This window comes from Gammaproteobacteria bacterium (assembly GCA_015709635.1).
GTDB lineage: Bacteria > Pseudomonadota > Gammaproteobacteria > Burkholderiales > Nitrosomonadaceae > Nitrosomonas.
Genome location: CP054180.1, coordinates 1,866,610 through 1,879,621 on the forward strand (window position 1 = coordinate 1,866,610; position 13,012 = coordinate 1,879,621).

10 protein-coding genes and 1 riboswitch are annotated in these 13,012 nt (G+C 47.6%); of the genes, 3 read left to right on the top strand and 7 right to left on the bottom strand.

Annotated elements, in window-relative coordinates; genetic code table 11:
• Positions 1–46: 46 nt before the first annotated feature.
• From aceE to HRU78_08835, 6 genes are all read right to left on the bottom strand, one after another.
• Positions 47–2,707: a pyruvate dehydrogenase (acetyl-transferring), homodimeric type gene (aceE, locus tag HRU78_08810; GenBank protein ID QOJ24986.1), complete on the bottom strand. Its 2,661-nt coding sequence runs from the start codon at positions 2,705–2,707 to the stop codon at positions 47–49.
• Positions 2,708–2,739: 32 nt separating this feature from the next.
• Complete coding sequence (gene folD / locus HRU78_08815; protein ID QOJ23740.1) at positions 2,740–3,600, bottom strand: bifunctional methylenetetrahydrofolate dehydrogenase/methenyltetrahydrofolate cyclohydrolase FolD; 861 nt, start codon at positions 3,598–3,600, stop codon at positions 2,740–2,742.
• Between the two features lie 86 nt (positions 3,601–3,686).
• A complete protein-coding gene (locus HRU78_08820) occupies positions 3,687–4,376 on the bottom strand; it encodes a hypothetical protein (protein QOJ23741.1) in 690 nt (229 codons plus the stop codon).
• A 181-nt stretch (positions 4,377–4,557) separates the two neighbouring features.
• Positions 4,558–5,418 (bottom strand): methylenetetrahydrofolate reductase [NAD(P)H], encoded by an 861-nt coding sequence (gene metF / locus HRU78_08825; protein ID QOJ23742.1) that lies wholly within the window; start codon positions 5,416–5,418, stop codon positions 4,558–4,560.
• Between the two features lie 134 nt (positions 5,419–5,552).
• The gene (locus HRU78_08830) at positions 5,553–6,977 is read right to left on the bottom strand and encodes an adenosylhomocysteinase (GenBank protein QOJ23743.1); all 1,425 of its coding nucleotides are present in this window, start codon (positions 6,975–6,977) and stop codon (positions 5,553–5,555) included.
• Between the two features lie 14 nt (positions 6,978–6,991).
• Positions 6,992–7,069, bottom strand: a riboswitch (S-adenosyl-L-homocysteine riboswitch).
• Positions 7,070–7,117: 48 nt separating this feature from the next.
• Positions 7,118–8,281 carry a methionine adenosyltransferase gene (locus tag HRU78_08835; GenBank protein ID QOJ23744.1) on the bottom strand — a complete coding sequence of 388 codons (1,164 nt, stop codon included), beginning with the start codon at positions 8,279–8,281 and terminating at the stop codon, positions 7,118–7,120.
• 474 nt (positions 8,282–8,755) lie between these two features.
• On the opposite strand from HRU78_08835, the gene HRU78_08840 reads away from it, so the two are divergent.
• Together HRU78_08840 and HRU78_08845 are read left to right on the top strand one after the other, a co-directional pair.
• Positions 8,756–10,057: a hypothetical protein gene (locus tag HRU78_08840; protein QOJ23745.1), complete on the top strand. Its 1,302-nt coding sequence runs from the start codon at positions 8,756–8,758 to the stop codon at positions 10,055–10,057.
• A complete protein-coding gene (locus tag HRU78_08845) occupies positions 10,054–11,499 on the top strand; it encodes an undecaprenyl-phosphate glucose phosphotransferase (protein QOJ23746.1) in 1,446 nt (481 codons plus the stop codon). The genes HRU78_08840 and HRU78_08845 overlap by 4 nt, the downstream gene beginning before the upstream one ends.
• A 102-nt stretch (positions 11,500–11,601) precedes the next feature.
• Here HRU78_08845 and HRU78_08850 read toward each other — a convergent pair whose 3' ends face one another.
• Positions 11,602–11,994, bottom strand: coding sequence for a hypothetical protein (locus HRU78_08850; GenBank protein QOJ23747.1), 393 nt, complete (start codon positions 11,992–11,994; stop codon positions 11,602–11,604).
• Positions 11,995–12,371: 377 nt separating this feature from the next.
• On the opposite strand from HRU78_08850, the gene iscR reads away from it, so the two are divergent.
• Positions 12,372–12,851 (top strand): Fe-S cluster assembly transcriptional regulator IscR, encoded by a 480-nt coding sequence (gene iscR, locus HRU78_08855; protein ID QOJ23748.1) that lies wholly within the window; start codon positions 12,372–12,374, stop codon positions 12,849–12,851.
• The last annotated feature ends 161 nt before the right edge of the window (positions 12,852–13,012 follow it).

Genomic DNA, 13,012 nt, shown 5'->3' on the forward strand with positions numbered 1-13,012 from the left:
ATAGGGAAAAATAATGTGATCGTTCATTCTAACGCACCTCAGCGGTTTAACTGATCGCCGGGTTGGGTTTTTCCGGATCGATACCGTATTTCTCAATGGCTTGGGCGACTTGTTGCGCGCCGACTTTCCCTTCCTCCGATAACGTCTTGAGTGCCGCCACGGTAATATAGTAGCGATCGACTTCAAAGAAGCGGCGCAACTTCTGACGCGTATCGGAACGGCCGAAACCATCGGTACCGAGCACACGATACCGTCCGGGAACAAACTCACGGATCTGATCCGCATAAATCTTCATATAATCGGTCGCAGCAACAACGGGACCTTGCCGTCCTTTGAAACAGTTCTCCACATGCGATGTTTTTGCCGGCTGCTCCGGATGCAACATGTTCCAGCGGGTAACAGCCAAAGCTTCACGCCGCAATTCGTTGAAACTGGTGACACTCCAAACATCCGCGCTCACGCCGTATTCTTGTTTCAGTATTGCCGCTGCCGCAATAACCTCGCGCAGGATGGTTCCGGCCCCCAGCAATTGCACGTGCGGCTCATTTTCACCCGCGCTTGCTTCACTGAATAAATACATTCCTTTCAAGATATCCTTTTCGGCACCGGCCGGCATTTCAGGGTGTGAGTAGTTTTCATTCATCACCGTGATGTAATAATAGATATCTTCCTGCTCCTGATACATGCGGCGCAGGCCATCTTGAATAATGACCGCCAATTCATAGGCAAATGCCGGGTCGTATGAAACGCAATTGGGGATTGTCGACGCCACAACATGACTATGCCCGTCTTCGTGCTGCAACCCTTCGCCGTTCAATGTCGTGCGCCCCGCCGTTCCGCCTAGCAAAAAACCGCGACAGCGCATGTCGCCGGCCGCCCACGCCAAATCACCAATGCGCTGAAAACCGAACATGGAGTAAAAAATAAAAAACGGGATCATTTGAATACCGTGCGTACTGTAAGAAGTCGCCGCCGCGATCCAGGACGACATGGCACCGGCTTCGCAAATGCCCTCCTGCAGAATCTGGCCGTGCTTATCTTCCTTGTAATACATCAACTGCTCCGCATCCTGCGGGGTATACAATTGTCCGACCGATGACCAGATACCCAGTTGCCGGAACATCCCTTCCATGCCGAAGGTACGCGATTCGTCGGCGACAATCGGCACGATATGCTTACCGATTTGCTTGTCTTTCACCAGGATATTCAAAATCCGCACAAATGCCATGGTGGTGGATGATTCGTGACCTTCACCGCTAACCTTCAGCAAAGCCTGAAAAGCGGACAAAGGCGGCACTTGTAGTGCTTGTGCGCTGGTTTTACGCCGGTGAAAAGTGCCGCCCAAGGCCGTCCGGCGTTCCCGCAGATACTTCAATTCCGCTGAATCTTCGGTAAAAGTCAGATAGGGAATGTCCTCGATTTTGTCATCGGGAACATCCAAGCCGAAACGATTACGGAAAGCTTTTAATGAGGTCGTTCCCATTTTTTTCTGCTGATGGGTGATATTCTGCGCTTCGCCCGCTTCGCCCATACCGTACCCTTTGATCGTTTTCGCCAAAATCACAGTCGGTTGCCCGGTATGCTTTACCGCCGCAGCATACGCCGCGTAGACTTTATAAGGATCATGTCCGCCGCGGTTTAACCGCCAGATATCGTCATCCGACATATTGGCGACCATTTCCAGCAGCTCCGGGTATTTACCGAAAAAGTGTTCGCGCACATACGCACCGTCTCGGGCCTTAAAGTTCTGGTATTCGCCGTCCACACACTCCATCATGCGTTTCTGCAATAACCCCTTGGTGTCCTTCGCCAATAACGGATCCCAGTATGACCCCCAAATTACCTTGACGACATTCCAGCCGGCACCGCGAAACGCGCCTTCCAGTTCTTGAATAATTTTGCCGTTGCCACGTACCGGACCATCCAGGCGTTGCAGATTGCAATTCACCACAAAAATCAGATTATCGAGTTTCTCGCGCGACGCCAATGAGATGGCACCGAGTGATTCAGGTTCATCCATTTCACCGTCGCCCATGAAGGCCCAGATCTTACGGCCGTCGGTATTGACCATGCCACGGCTGCCCAGATATTTCATGAAGCGCGCCTGATAAATCGCCATCAACGGCCCAAGCCCCATTGAAACCGTCGGAAATTGCCAGAAAGTCGGCATCAACCAGGGATGCGGATACGACGGCAAACCATTACCGCCCGCCTCCTGGCGAAAATTATTCACTTGCGCTTCACTCAATTCACCGGATAGAAAAGCATACGCGTAAGCGCCCGGTGAAGAATGTCCTTGCAGGTAAACCAGATCGCCGCCATGTGTTTCGCACGGTGCGTGCCAGAAATGGTTGTAACCCACATCATAGAGCGTTGCGGCTGACGCAAAGCTGGCGATGTGACCGCCGACATTGGTATTTTTGTTGGCACGTAATACCATGGCCATGGCATTCCAACGCACATACGAACGAATCCGGTGTTCGATTGCGGTATTGCCCGGCAGATGCTCTTCCTTGCCCGGCGGTATGGTGTTGATATACGCCGTCGTGGCGCTATAAGGCAGGTAAGCTCCGGAGCGGCGAGCTTTCTCTATCAGTTTTTCCAGAAGAAAATGCGCGCGCTCGCCACCGGCATTGGCAATAACCGAATCGAGCGCATCCAGCCATTCTTGCGTTTCCTGCGGATCAATATCCGGTTGCTGTTCCATACGCACATACACTCATCAAATTAACGGGTACCCTATTTTATACCGGCTTGGGTACGTTCCGCAGCCAGAATAGTATTACATAACAACATGGTAATGGTCATCGGCCCGACACCTCCCGGAACCGGCGTGATATAGCCCGCCACCTCTTTAACAGTCGCGTAATCGACATCACCGCAGAGCTTTCCATCCGGCAGTCGATTAATACCCACATCGATGACAACTGCGCCGGGTTTTACCATCTCCGCCGTGATCATGTGCGACTTTCCTGTTGCCACTACCAGAATATCCGCATTCCGGGTAAATTGCTGCAAATTGCGCGTTTTCGAAGTGCAAATGGTAACCGTCGCGCCTTGTTCCAAGAGCATGAATGCCATTGGTTTACCCACAATGTTACTGCGCCCGACTACAACCGCATGCTGACCCTCGATTGGGATTTGATTCCTTTCCAGTATCGTCATGACACCAAATGGCGTACATGGAGAAAATATCGTATTGCCGGTAACCAATGCACCGACGTTATACAGATGAAAACCATCCACGTCCTTCTCAATGGCGATGGATGTGATCACCCGGTTATTCTCAAAGTGCGATGGCAACGGCAATTGCACCAGAATGCCATGAATATGCGGGTTGGCGTTGAGCGCCTGAATGCAATCCAACACCTCCTGCTGTGATGCATTTTGCTGAAAGCTATGCACTTCAGAGTAGATACCGATCTCGCTGCAAGCTCTGATTTTATTTCTGACATACAGACTGGACGCCGCATTATCACCCACAATAATGACCGCCAAACCGGGTTTCGTACCCGATTGCGTCAGTTTTTCCGCGCGCGCTTTCCATTCGGCGCGCACCGATTCGGCCAACTTTTTGCCATCAATAATTTGAGCGCTCATTTTTACACTAACAGCCAGTTGATCGGTCAATTTGAATTTTCACTATATACCGGATAGATTCCAGCATCTTGAATACATGAACAGAATTACCCTGCCTGTTTGGCCTTTTTTATTTTTGTGCGATAAATGAAAATACCAATCAGGAATACCGGTATGACAAAAAGCGCGGCGGAAATGAGTCCGGCAGCAAGTACCGCGATCGTGCTGTTTCCCGGCATGAACAACGTAACAAACCAAATGACGATAAAAGCAACTAGTAAACCGCCATACAACATGATCTTTCTGCCGCGATCATACAATCGCCAGAAAGCACCCGAAACCTGCATATCATCGACATAGTGATCAAATACTTCCGCCAGACTGTTATCACCCGGTTCTGATTCATAACCGATTGCAACAGCTAAAGCATGATGATCCTCTTCGATTTTAGACATCTTCTTCAGGAACTCGATACGCTTGGCCACTTTTTGTTTGGGCATGTGCTCTTGAACGAATAATTGACCTAAAGCCGCGAACGCCAGCTCGCGTGCATCGTCAGCACTTCCCATGTTCTCTGCGAATTTCCACATGACACCCAGCAAATAAAGTTGAATCGTCATGTCTCTGAATTCAGGCGCAAAGTCATAGCCCTTGCTCTTGATGAGCTCAAGTTGCGTAGCTTTGACTTCTTTGGCATGTGCGATACAGGCATCCATGATTGAAACATCCGCGCCCGCCGCCTCCGCAGCCGGTACTGCAGGAGCAGATTTATCCGAAACAGCTTCTTTCTCAGTCATCCCCAACCTCGTGCTTTTTTATTTTAATCAGAATATTGATGCGCATTATATACTGGCTGAGGAAATCAGGAAAAAGATCATTCCGGTTTAATGATTCTCCTGTCAAAAACCTGCACCGGATCATTTCGTGACCGTATCGTTCTATTCGATTTAAATAGAAAATAAAACAATAGGATGTATATTAATTGCTATTGCTCTGGAGATTGAGCCGTTGCCAAATTATAGAAGTAAGGTTGGCGGAGTTCAGTGTATAAAAATGCAATCCGGGCGCACCTGCTTGTAATAACCGCTCACATAAATCGGTAACGATATCCAATCCAAAAGCCTGAATGGACTGGCTATCGTCGCCAAAACTTTCCAGTTTCTTACGGATCCAGCGCGGAATTTCTGCTCCACAGGTATCCGAAAACCGTACCAATTGCGAGAATTTATTAATCGGCATGATGCCCGGAACAACAGGAATATTCAAACCGGCTGCTTCGCACAATTCGACAAAATGAAAATAAGCATCGGCATTGTAGAAATACTGGGTAATCGCCGAACTCGCACCGGTTTCGATTTTACGTTTGAAATTCTCGAAATCCGATTGTGCAGACCGTGCCTGCGGATGATATTCCGGATAAGCCGCCACCTCGATATGAAAAGAAGTTCCATATTCCTGCCGGATAAAAGCCACCAGTTCACTGGCGTAACGAAACTCGCCGGCTTGCGCCATCCCGGAAGGCAAATCGCCGCGTAATGCAACGATATGGCGAATCCCGGCCTGATGATACTTTTCCAGAATGGCGCGAATATTCTCTTGCGTTGAACCGATGCAGGAAAGATGCGGCGCGACGACATGACCTTCCGTTTGAATCTCCAGCACAGTCTCAAGCGTCCGCTCGCGCGTCGACCCCCCGGCACCGAAGGTCACTGAAAAAAATTTGGGATTGAATCGCGCCAGTTGCTGGCGTGTTAACCGCAGTTTCTCAACACCTTCCGGTGTTTGCGGTGGAAAAAGTTCAAAACTGAAGGTAGGGGAAAATTTTTTTTGTGATTCCATCGTAGCAAGTTCTATAGATGCAGAATTGATCGGATTGACATCGTGACCACACCAATATTAATCAGTGTTTTCTGTTGGAAGAACCGGCAGAGTGGACGACTCACACCGATTCTTCCAGGAAAGAAGAAAGACGATCAATAGCGATACATTTGCGGTTTAAACGGACCGTTCTTGCTCAATCCCAGGTAGTTTGCCTGCTCATCGGTCAATTCAGTGAGTTTCACACCCAATTTGCCAAGGTGCAAGCGCGCCACTTTTTCATCCAGATGTTTCGGCAATACATAGACGTTCTTCTGATAGCTTGCGCCGTTCTGCCACAATTCCATTTGCGCCAATACTTGATTGGTAAACGAACTGGACATGACAAAGGAAGGATGACCGGTAGCACATCCTAAATTCACCAACCGGCCTTGCGCCAGCACGATGATGCGGCGTCCGGTCGGGAATATGACATGATCCACTTGCGGTTTGATATTTTCCCATGAGTATTTTTGTATCGATGCGATATCGATCTCGGAGTCGAAGTGGCCGATATTGCAAACAATCGCCTGGTCTTTCATGTTCAGCATGTGATCATGCGTAATGACACGCAGATTACCGGTTGCGGTAACGAAAATATCCGCTTGACTGCAAGCATCGTCCATCGTGACCACGCGATAGCCTTCCATTGCCGCCTGCAAGGCGCAAATGGGATCGATTTCCGTGATCCAGACGGTAGCTCCCAGACCGCGCAATGACTGCGCACAGCCCTTACCGACATCGCCATAACCGCAAACCACAGCGATTTTTCCGGCAATCATGACGTCCGTGGCGCGCTTGATGCCATCGACCAGCGATTCCCTGCAACCGTACAGATTATCAAACTTTGATTTGGTGACGGAATCGTTGACGTTGAAAGCGGGGAACGGCAACTCGCCATTTTTTTGCATTTCATACAAACGATGCACGCCGGTCGTAGTTTCCTCGGTTACACCGCGTATCCGGGCCAGATTTTTTGAATACCAGCCGGGCTCGGATGCCAATTTCTTTTTGATGGAGGCAAATAATGCGGTTTCTTCCTCATTGCTCGGATTAGCAATAATCGCAGGATTTTTCTCGGCCTTTGTGCCCAGAATCAACAATAATGTCGCGTCTCCGCCATCGTCCAGAATCATATTGGCGCCGACCGATTGTCCGCCAGCCGTCCATTCAAAAATCCGATGCGCGTATTCCCAGTAATCCTCGAGAGATTCACCTTTATAGGCGAATACCGGGATGTTTCTGGCAGCGATTGCCGCAGCTGCATGATCCTGTGTGGAAAATATATTGCAGGAAGCCCAGCGAACTTCGGCGCCAAGGGTAACCAGCGTTTCAATCAGTACAGCCGTTTGAATCGTCATATGCAAAGAACCGGCAATGCGCGCACCCGCCAACGGTTTTTGGCTGGCATATTCCTTACGTAATGCCATCAAACCCGGCATTTCCGTTTCCGCGATGGCGATTTCCTTACGTCCCCATTCCGCCAATGAAATATCGGCAACTTTGTAGTCGTTAAAGTTGGGGCTAAGCACAGCGTTCATAAACTTCTCCTTAGTATGAACGAGCGCCGTTGTGACAATACCCGCCTATGCTGAGCCTCACGGAACCAGCCGCTGCAGCGCTCCTCACCATAGGGGAAAATCAATTAAAGGTTTTGATGTCGGCAAAGATCTCTAAAAATTTAGAGGCCGGCATCCGCACGCAATTGTGCAGCCTTATCGGTCGCTTCCCAGGTAAATTCCGGAAGCTCGCGTCCAAAATGACCATATGCTGCTGTTTTGGCATAAATAGGACGCAACAGGTTTAGTGCATGAATAATGCCTCGAGGGCGTAAATCAAAATGTTTCTCGATCAATTGCACGATCTTTTCATCGGCAATTTTGCCGGTGCCAAATGTATTGACCATCAGCGAAACAGGACGCGCGACACCAATGGCGTAAGCAACTTGCACTTCACATCTGCTGGCGATTCCCGCAGCCACGATATTTTTTGCCACATAGCGTCCGGCATAGGTCGCAGACCGATCCACCTTGGAAGGATCTTTACCCGAAAATGCGCCGCCGCCATGATGCGCCGCGCCACCGTAGCTATCGACGATGATTTTACGGCCGGTCAAACCGCAATCACCCATCGGACCACCGACCACAAACCGCCCGGTTGGATTGACCAGATATTGAATACGATTGCTGATCATCGCGGAAGGCAATACCGGCTTGATGACTTCTTCAATTACCGCTTCGGTCAATGCAGCATGGGAAATATCAGGATCATGCTGTGTGGAAATTACGACTGTCTCGATTTGCTGTGGTTTACCATTCTGATAGCGCACCGAAACCTGCGATTTGGCATCGGGACGCAACCAAGGCAACTGACCTTTTTTTCTCAACTCCGCTTGCCGCTCAACCAGGCGGTGCGCATAAAAGATCGGCATAGGCATTAACTGCGGCGTTTCATCGCACGCATAACCGAACATCAACCCTTGGTCACCTGCTCCTTGATCCATTTCTTCCTCTTTGGAACGGTTGACACCTTGTGCAATATCAGGCGATTGCTTATTGAATGCCGTCAAAACAGCACAAGTCGTAGAATCAAAACCGATATTCGAACTGGTGTAACCGATATTCTTGACCGTCTCACGTGCAATAATGTTGTAATCAACCGATGCATGGGTCGTAATTTCACCCGATAATACAATCAACCCAGTACTGCACAGCGTTTCGCACGCAACCCGTGCATTAGCATCTTGACTCAGGATCGCATCCAATACAGCATCAGAAATCTGATCGGCGACCTTATCAGGATGCCCTTCAGAAACAGACTCAGAAGTAAAAAGATATTCACTCATAATTTAACCAATAAAAATAATGATAAGTTTTAAGTATACCGGATTGTGTCTTTGAAAATAGAACTCTGTCAATTCCGGCAATGTTATTGTGATGAAAGAACCAGACCGTGCATCATAGAAATAGACGGTAAATATCTTATCTATTTCATGGCACCGTCAGTAACAACATCCTTTATATTAGCTGCGCTGACAAACAATTCCTTTTCTTTCCGCTTCTCTATTCCGTCGAGCTTATAGGCTTATACATAATCAGCCTTATAACGTGTATTGCCAATCGGTATCCCTAAGCTGCAGGAAATTCTAATCCTACTTGTTAAAAATAACGACTAAGGGTATTAAAGGGGTAAAAAAAGTATGTTTTCCGGTGGAAAAAGTGTTGTTAAAAATAATTTTATGAGAACATGTTATGGAAAACACAGGTTCTGTCAAATATCTTGATCTTTGTCTACTGGAAACTCTGAGAATCTCAAGTTAATGAAACATCAATTCATGGAAGTTACATTTACTCGCATCACTCAGTCTATTACCCGCATCGCGCACTGCCTTTCACGACTCATCCGGTTGCGGATACTGATTTCCGCGGGTGTTTTACTGCTGCTTTTCAGCCACACCGCATCTGCTGCGCTGTTTGGCAAATTGATACAGCCTTATGGTAGTTACAGCTTGACCGCCGATGACAACATATTGCGTATACGCGATGGAACGAATCCCCTGCCGCTACTGGGCACGAATAATCTTTTTGATATTTCCCAGCGTTTTACCGGCGGAGTACTGTTAGAAAAAGAAATCGGGCGGCAACGGTTCAATGCGAATTTAAACTGGACTCATACCCGGTTTGAGAAATTCAACCAAATGAACAACAATCTGAAAAGCTTCAACGGCAGTTGGCAGTGGTTTCTCGGCAACCGCTTGGAAGGCAACATGGGTGCAAGCTATGTACAATCACTAGCGCCGTTCGTGTTTCAGCCAGGTGTTAAAAATGTCAGAACCGAGCAAACCGAGTTTTTAAATGCGACATGGAGTCTTCATCCCAGCTGGCGCTTGAATGGCAGCTATACCCATTACGATCTCAGTTCGAATAGTCCCACGTTGCGCTTCCTGAATCGTATCGAAAACCGCTTTGAAGGCGGCATCGATTTCATAACGTCAGGCAGAAATACCGTGGGGATACTCTTTCGCGATACCATCGGCGATTTCCCGGTGCGCGTTCTGGCGGCGGATGGTTCGTCCACGGACAATAGCTATAACCAGATGGAAGCGTTGGCTAAAGTCAACTGGGTGGTGACCGCAAAATCTCGCCTCTACGGAACCGGCGGATGGGTGGAGCGCACCAATGCAAGCTTTAAAACGCGTGACTTTAGCGGATTCAATGCCCGTATGGTCTATCAGTGGCAACCTACCGACAAGGTCGGCGTCTCGGTTACCGGGTGGCGTGAAACTGCGGCTATGCTGATGCTTACCGCCAGCTTCAGCTTGAATACCGGTGTCAGCATTATTCCCCATTGGGACATCACCAGAAAAGTAAGACTCGAGGGAGATTTTTCCTATCAGCATCTGAAATTTGACCGTTTTTCAATTTTTACCGATTCATTTCTACCGATCGGTACGCACAATACGCTTCGCAATGCCACGGTAAAACTCATATACGCCCCTTATCCTGGTTTACAGGTCATCGCTTCGGCCTATCATAACGATTTGCAGACCAATAACCCTTTGGGCGGATTTAATGCCAACGGTGCCAATATCAATCTGCAATATACTTACGGAAAACGATGACAGTCAACGATTTACCTATCGTAGCTTTTTTCAAGCACTTGCTCGACCCGTTCATCATCTGGAGCATGCTGATCCTGACCGCTTGGTTATACGATGAAGACTTCACCAGTTACTATCTGGTGCTGGTCATCATCACCTTCTTTATTTCCACTTATATTTACGAGCGCATCCTCATTTACCGCAATTGGCGCAAGGGCCGCTTGCTTGCCTATATGCGCGATACGGTGATGGGTTGGCTGGTGATTGTCGCTATTTTGGTATTTCTCGGTTATGCCACTAAATTTTACAATCAGTTTTCCAAACAAGTTCTGCTGACCTGGTTTATCGCCACACCGCTCATGCTGATTGCAAGCCATCTCACGGTGCGCAGCATCGTCACCAATCTGTATAACAAAGGCAAGCTACGCTCGGCGATCGTGATCGGCGCCAATGAAAACAGCTTGTCGTTCATCCGGCATATTGCCGAGCTGCCCTTTTTATTGGTCAGTTATCAAGGCTTCTTCGATGAGCGCAGCAGTTCGCGCATCGCCGGCAACTTCGGTGCGCAAACGGAAGAGCCGGTTGATCCTGCTGCGGCAGCGGCGATCACCCGGCCGGATGATTTCGGCTCGCGCTTAGGAGGACTGGATGATGTCGTGCCCTACATCCAGAAGCATAATACCGAGATGGTTTTCATCAGTTTGCCGATGTCGTCTCAGCCGCGCATTCAGAAACTGATGGATGAGTTGCCGGATACCACGTCATCGATCTATTTCCTGCCCGATATTTATATCTTCGATTTGATGCAGGCGCGCTTCGAGTACATTGGCGATGTACCGGTCGTGGCTATGAACGAATCGCCTTTTGTCGGTGTGGATGGTGTGGTGAAAAGTGTCAGCGACTTTGTACTGGCTCTGCTGATTATCATTTTGCTATCGCCTTTGATGGCGTGCATCGCCTTGGCGGTGAAAGTTACATCGCCCGGCCCGGTGATCTTCAAGCAGCGCCGCTACGGCCTCAACGGCGAGGAGATCATCGTGTATAAATTCCGCTCCATGACGGTCACCGAGGATGGTGCCACTATTCAGCAGGCCAAGCAGAACGATCAACGCTTGACCAAAATCGGTGGCTTCCTGCGCCGCACGTCATTGGACGAACTGCCGCAATTCTTCAATGTGCTGGAGGGCAAAATGAGCATCGTCGGCCCGCGTCCGCACGCGGTGGCGCATAACGAACTCTATCGCAAGCTGATCAAGGGCTATATGCTGCGTCATATGGCCAAACCCGGCATCACTGGTTGGGCTCAGGTCAACGGCTGGCGCGGTGAAACCGATGTGCTGGAAAAAATGAAAGCGCGCATCGAGCACGACCTCTACTATCTCAAAAACTGGTCCATCTGGCTCGACCTCTGGATCATCTTCAAAACCATCAGCGTCGTCATCAAAAAAAATAATGCTTATTAGCCCCAAGAACGCGCCGCTCAATTGCGACAAAAAATCTTCTGGGTGTGCCAAAAGCAAACAAATGAGGGTCAGTCGTTTTACCTGACCCTCTATTTTTATGGTCTATACAAAAATAGCGGTTAATTTTGTCAGCAATCCGTTTACCATAGGTTGGAATACCCCCAGGAAATTATTCAGTTGCAAGGTACCAACAATCAGTATCATTAAACCGCCGGCTACAATCCCATACTTAAGACCTCGAGCGAAATTTGCCGATGCCGGTGCGCGTGTATAAGTTTGATTGGAAAATGCCAAAAATATTCTTAATATACCCAGCAATACACCTGTAGCAATACATCCCAAAAATAAATGCAGAGCACAAAAGACTCTTTTTGTTAAGTTCTCATCCGCGAATTCAAGACTCGAAAAGCGGAGACATACAATAATTACAAAGAGTAAAATGAGGGAGTTCCAAAAGCCCCCGAATCTCATCCTAAACTCACTTTCCATACTCATATTCCTTTCCCCTTCTGCAAATGTTAATAATTTAAAAATACAAAACTATTCAAATACTAAAAAACTGATTATCTAAATCTCAAACCTTCTCTTACGTTCTTCAAGCCATTTTAAAGCTTGATGATTATAGCCAAATTAGTCTTGTTTGTAGTCTTTTCAAATAACAAATTTATTCATTCAGCATTCTCCAAAATACTCTCCATAGTATTGATTAATTTGGATATATCATAAAATGATTTATTTAAATTGCTAACTAGAAGATTTATAGTTGACCAAATCAATCGGGTATTGTATAGTTGACTATATTAATCAGGTATTATTTGAAAAAGCACTACATTGATAAGAACAACCCACTCGATTCTTAAAAGGAGTCAATCATGAGATTAACAACGAAAGGAAGATTTGCAGTAACTGCATTGTTGGATCTTGCATTACAAAAAAGCAACCATCCCGTCACACTTGCGGATATTAGCCAGCGACAAAAAATTTCACTGTCATATTTGGAGCAATTATTCGCAAAATTACGCCAATCCGAACTAGTGGATAGTGTACGCGGCCCCGGAGGCGGTTACTGTCTTGCAAAAGATCTTGACAAAGTATCAATAGCCGACATCATTCTTGCTGTTGATGAGCCCATTGATGCCACTCAATGTGGCGGTAAAGAAAATTGCCATAATGACAGCAAATGTATGACGCATGACCTATGGGCGAAGCTTAACGAACTTATTTTTGAATATCTTGGCGCGGTAACCTTGAAAGAACTGGTCGACAATCAGATAGATCGGCAAAATGAAACCATTGTCCCACTGCTTGATATGCGTGACATGCGCGATATGCGTGAATCGACCGTTGCATAAATCGGATATTTGTTGGTTAAAATGGCTCAATTTGCCAGGAAATCACAGTAATTCATAGAACATTTTAATTTAATCTGTGTCGAATTTTTAGTTGCTTTGCTTGTATTTAAAGCCTGACAGCACCACAGAATAAATAAAAAAGCAGCGCATATTGATTTTAT

What these genes read in the sequence shown, in the direction of transcription:
- aceE (QOJ24986.1), bottom strand. Translation starts at nt 2,707, where the DNA reads ATGGAACAGCAACCGGATATTGATCCGCAGGAAACGCAAGAATGGCTG.
- folD (QOJ23740.1), bottom strand. Translation starts at nt 3,600, where the DNA reads ATGAGCGCTCAAATTATTGATGGCAAAAAGTTGGCCGAATCGGTGCGC.
- HRU78_08820 (QOJ23741.1), bottom strand. Translation starts at nt 4,376, where the DNA reads ATGACTGAGAAAGAAGCTGTTTCGGATAAATCTGCTCCTGCAGTACCG.
- metF (QOJ23742.1), bottom strand. Translation starts at nt 5,418, where the DNA reads ATGGAATCACAAAAAAAATTTTCCCCTACCTTCAGTTTTGAACTTTTT.
- HRU78_08830 (QOJ23743.1), bottom strand. Translation starts at nt 6,977, where the DNA reads ATGAACGCTGTGCTTAGCCCCAACTTTAACGACTACAAAGTTGCCGAT.
- HRU78_08835 (QOJ23744.1), bottom strand. Translation starts at nt 8,281, where the DNA reads ATGAGTGAATATCTTTTTACTTCTGAGTCTGTTTCTGAAGGGCATCCT.
- HRU78_08840 (QOJ23745.1), top strand. Translation starts at nt 8,756, where the DNA reads ATGAAACATCAATTCATGGAAGTTACATTTACTCGCATCACTCAGTCT.
- HRU78_08845 (QOJ23746.1), top strand. Translation starts at nt 10,054, where the DNA reads ATGACAGTCAACGATTTACCTATCGTAGCTTTTTTCAAGCACTTGCTC.
- HRU78_08850 (QOJ23747.1), bottom strand. Translation starts at nt 11,994, where the DNA reads ATGAGTATGGAAAGTGAGTTTAGGATGAGATTCGGGGGCTTTTGGAAC.
- iscR (QOJ23748.1), top strand. Translation starts at nt 12,372, where the DNA reads ATGAGATTAACAACGAAAGGAAGATTTGCAGTAACTGCATTGTTGGAT.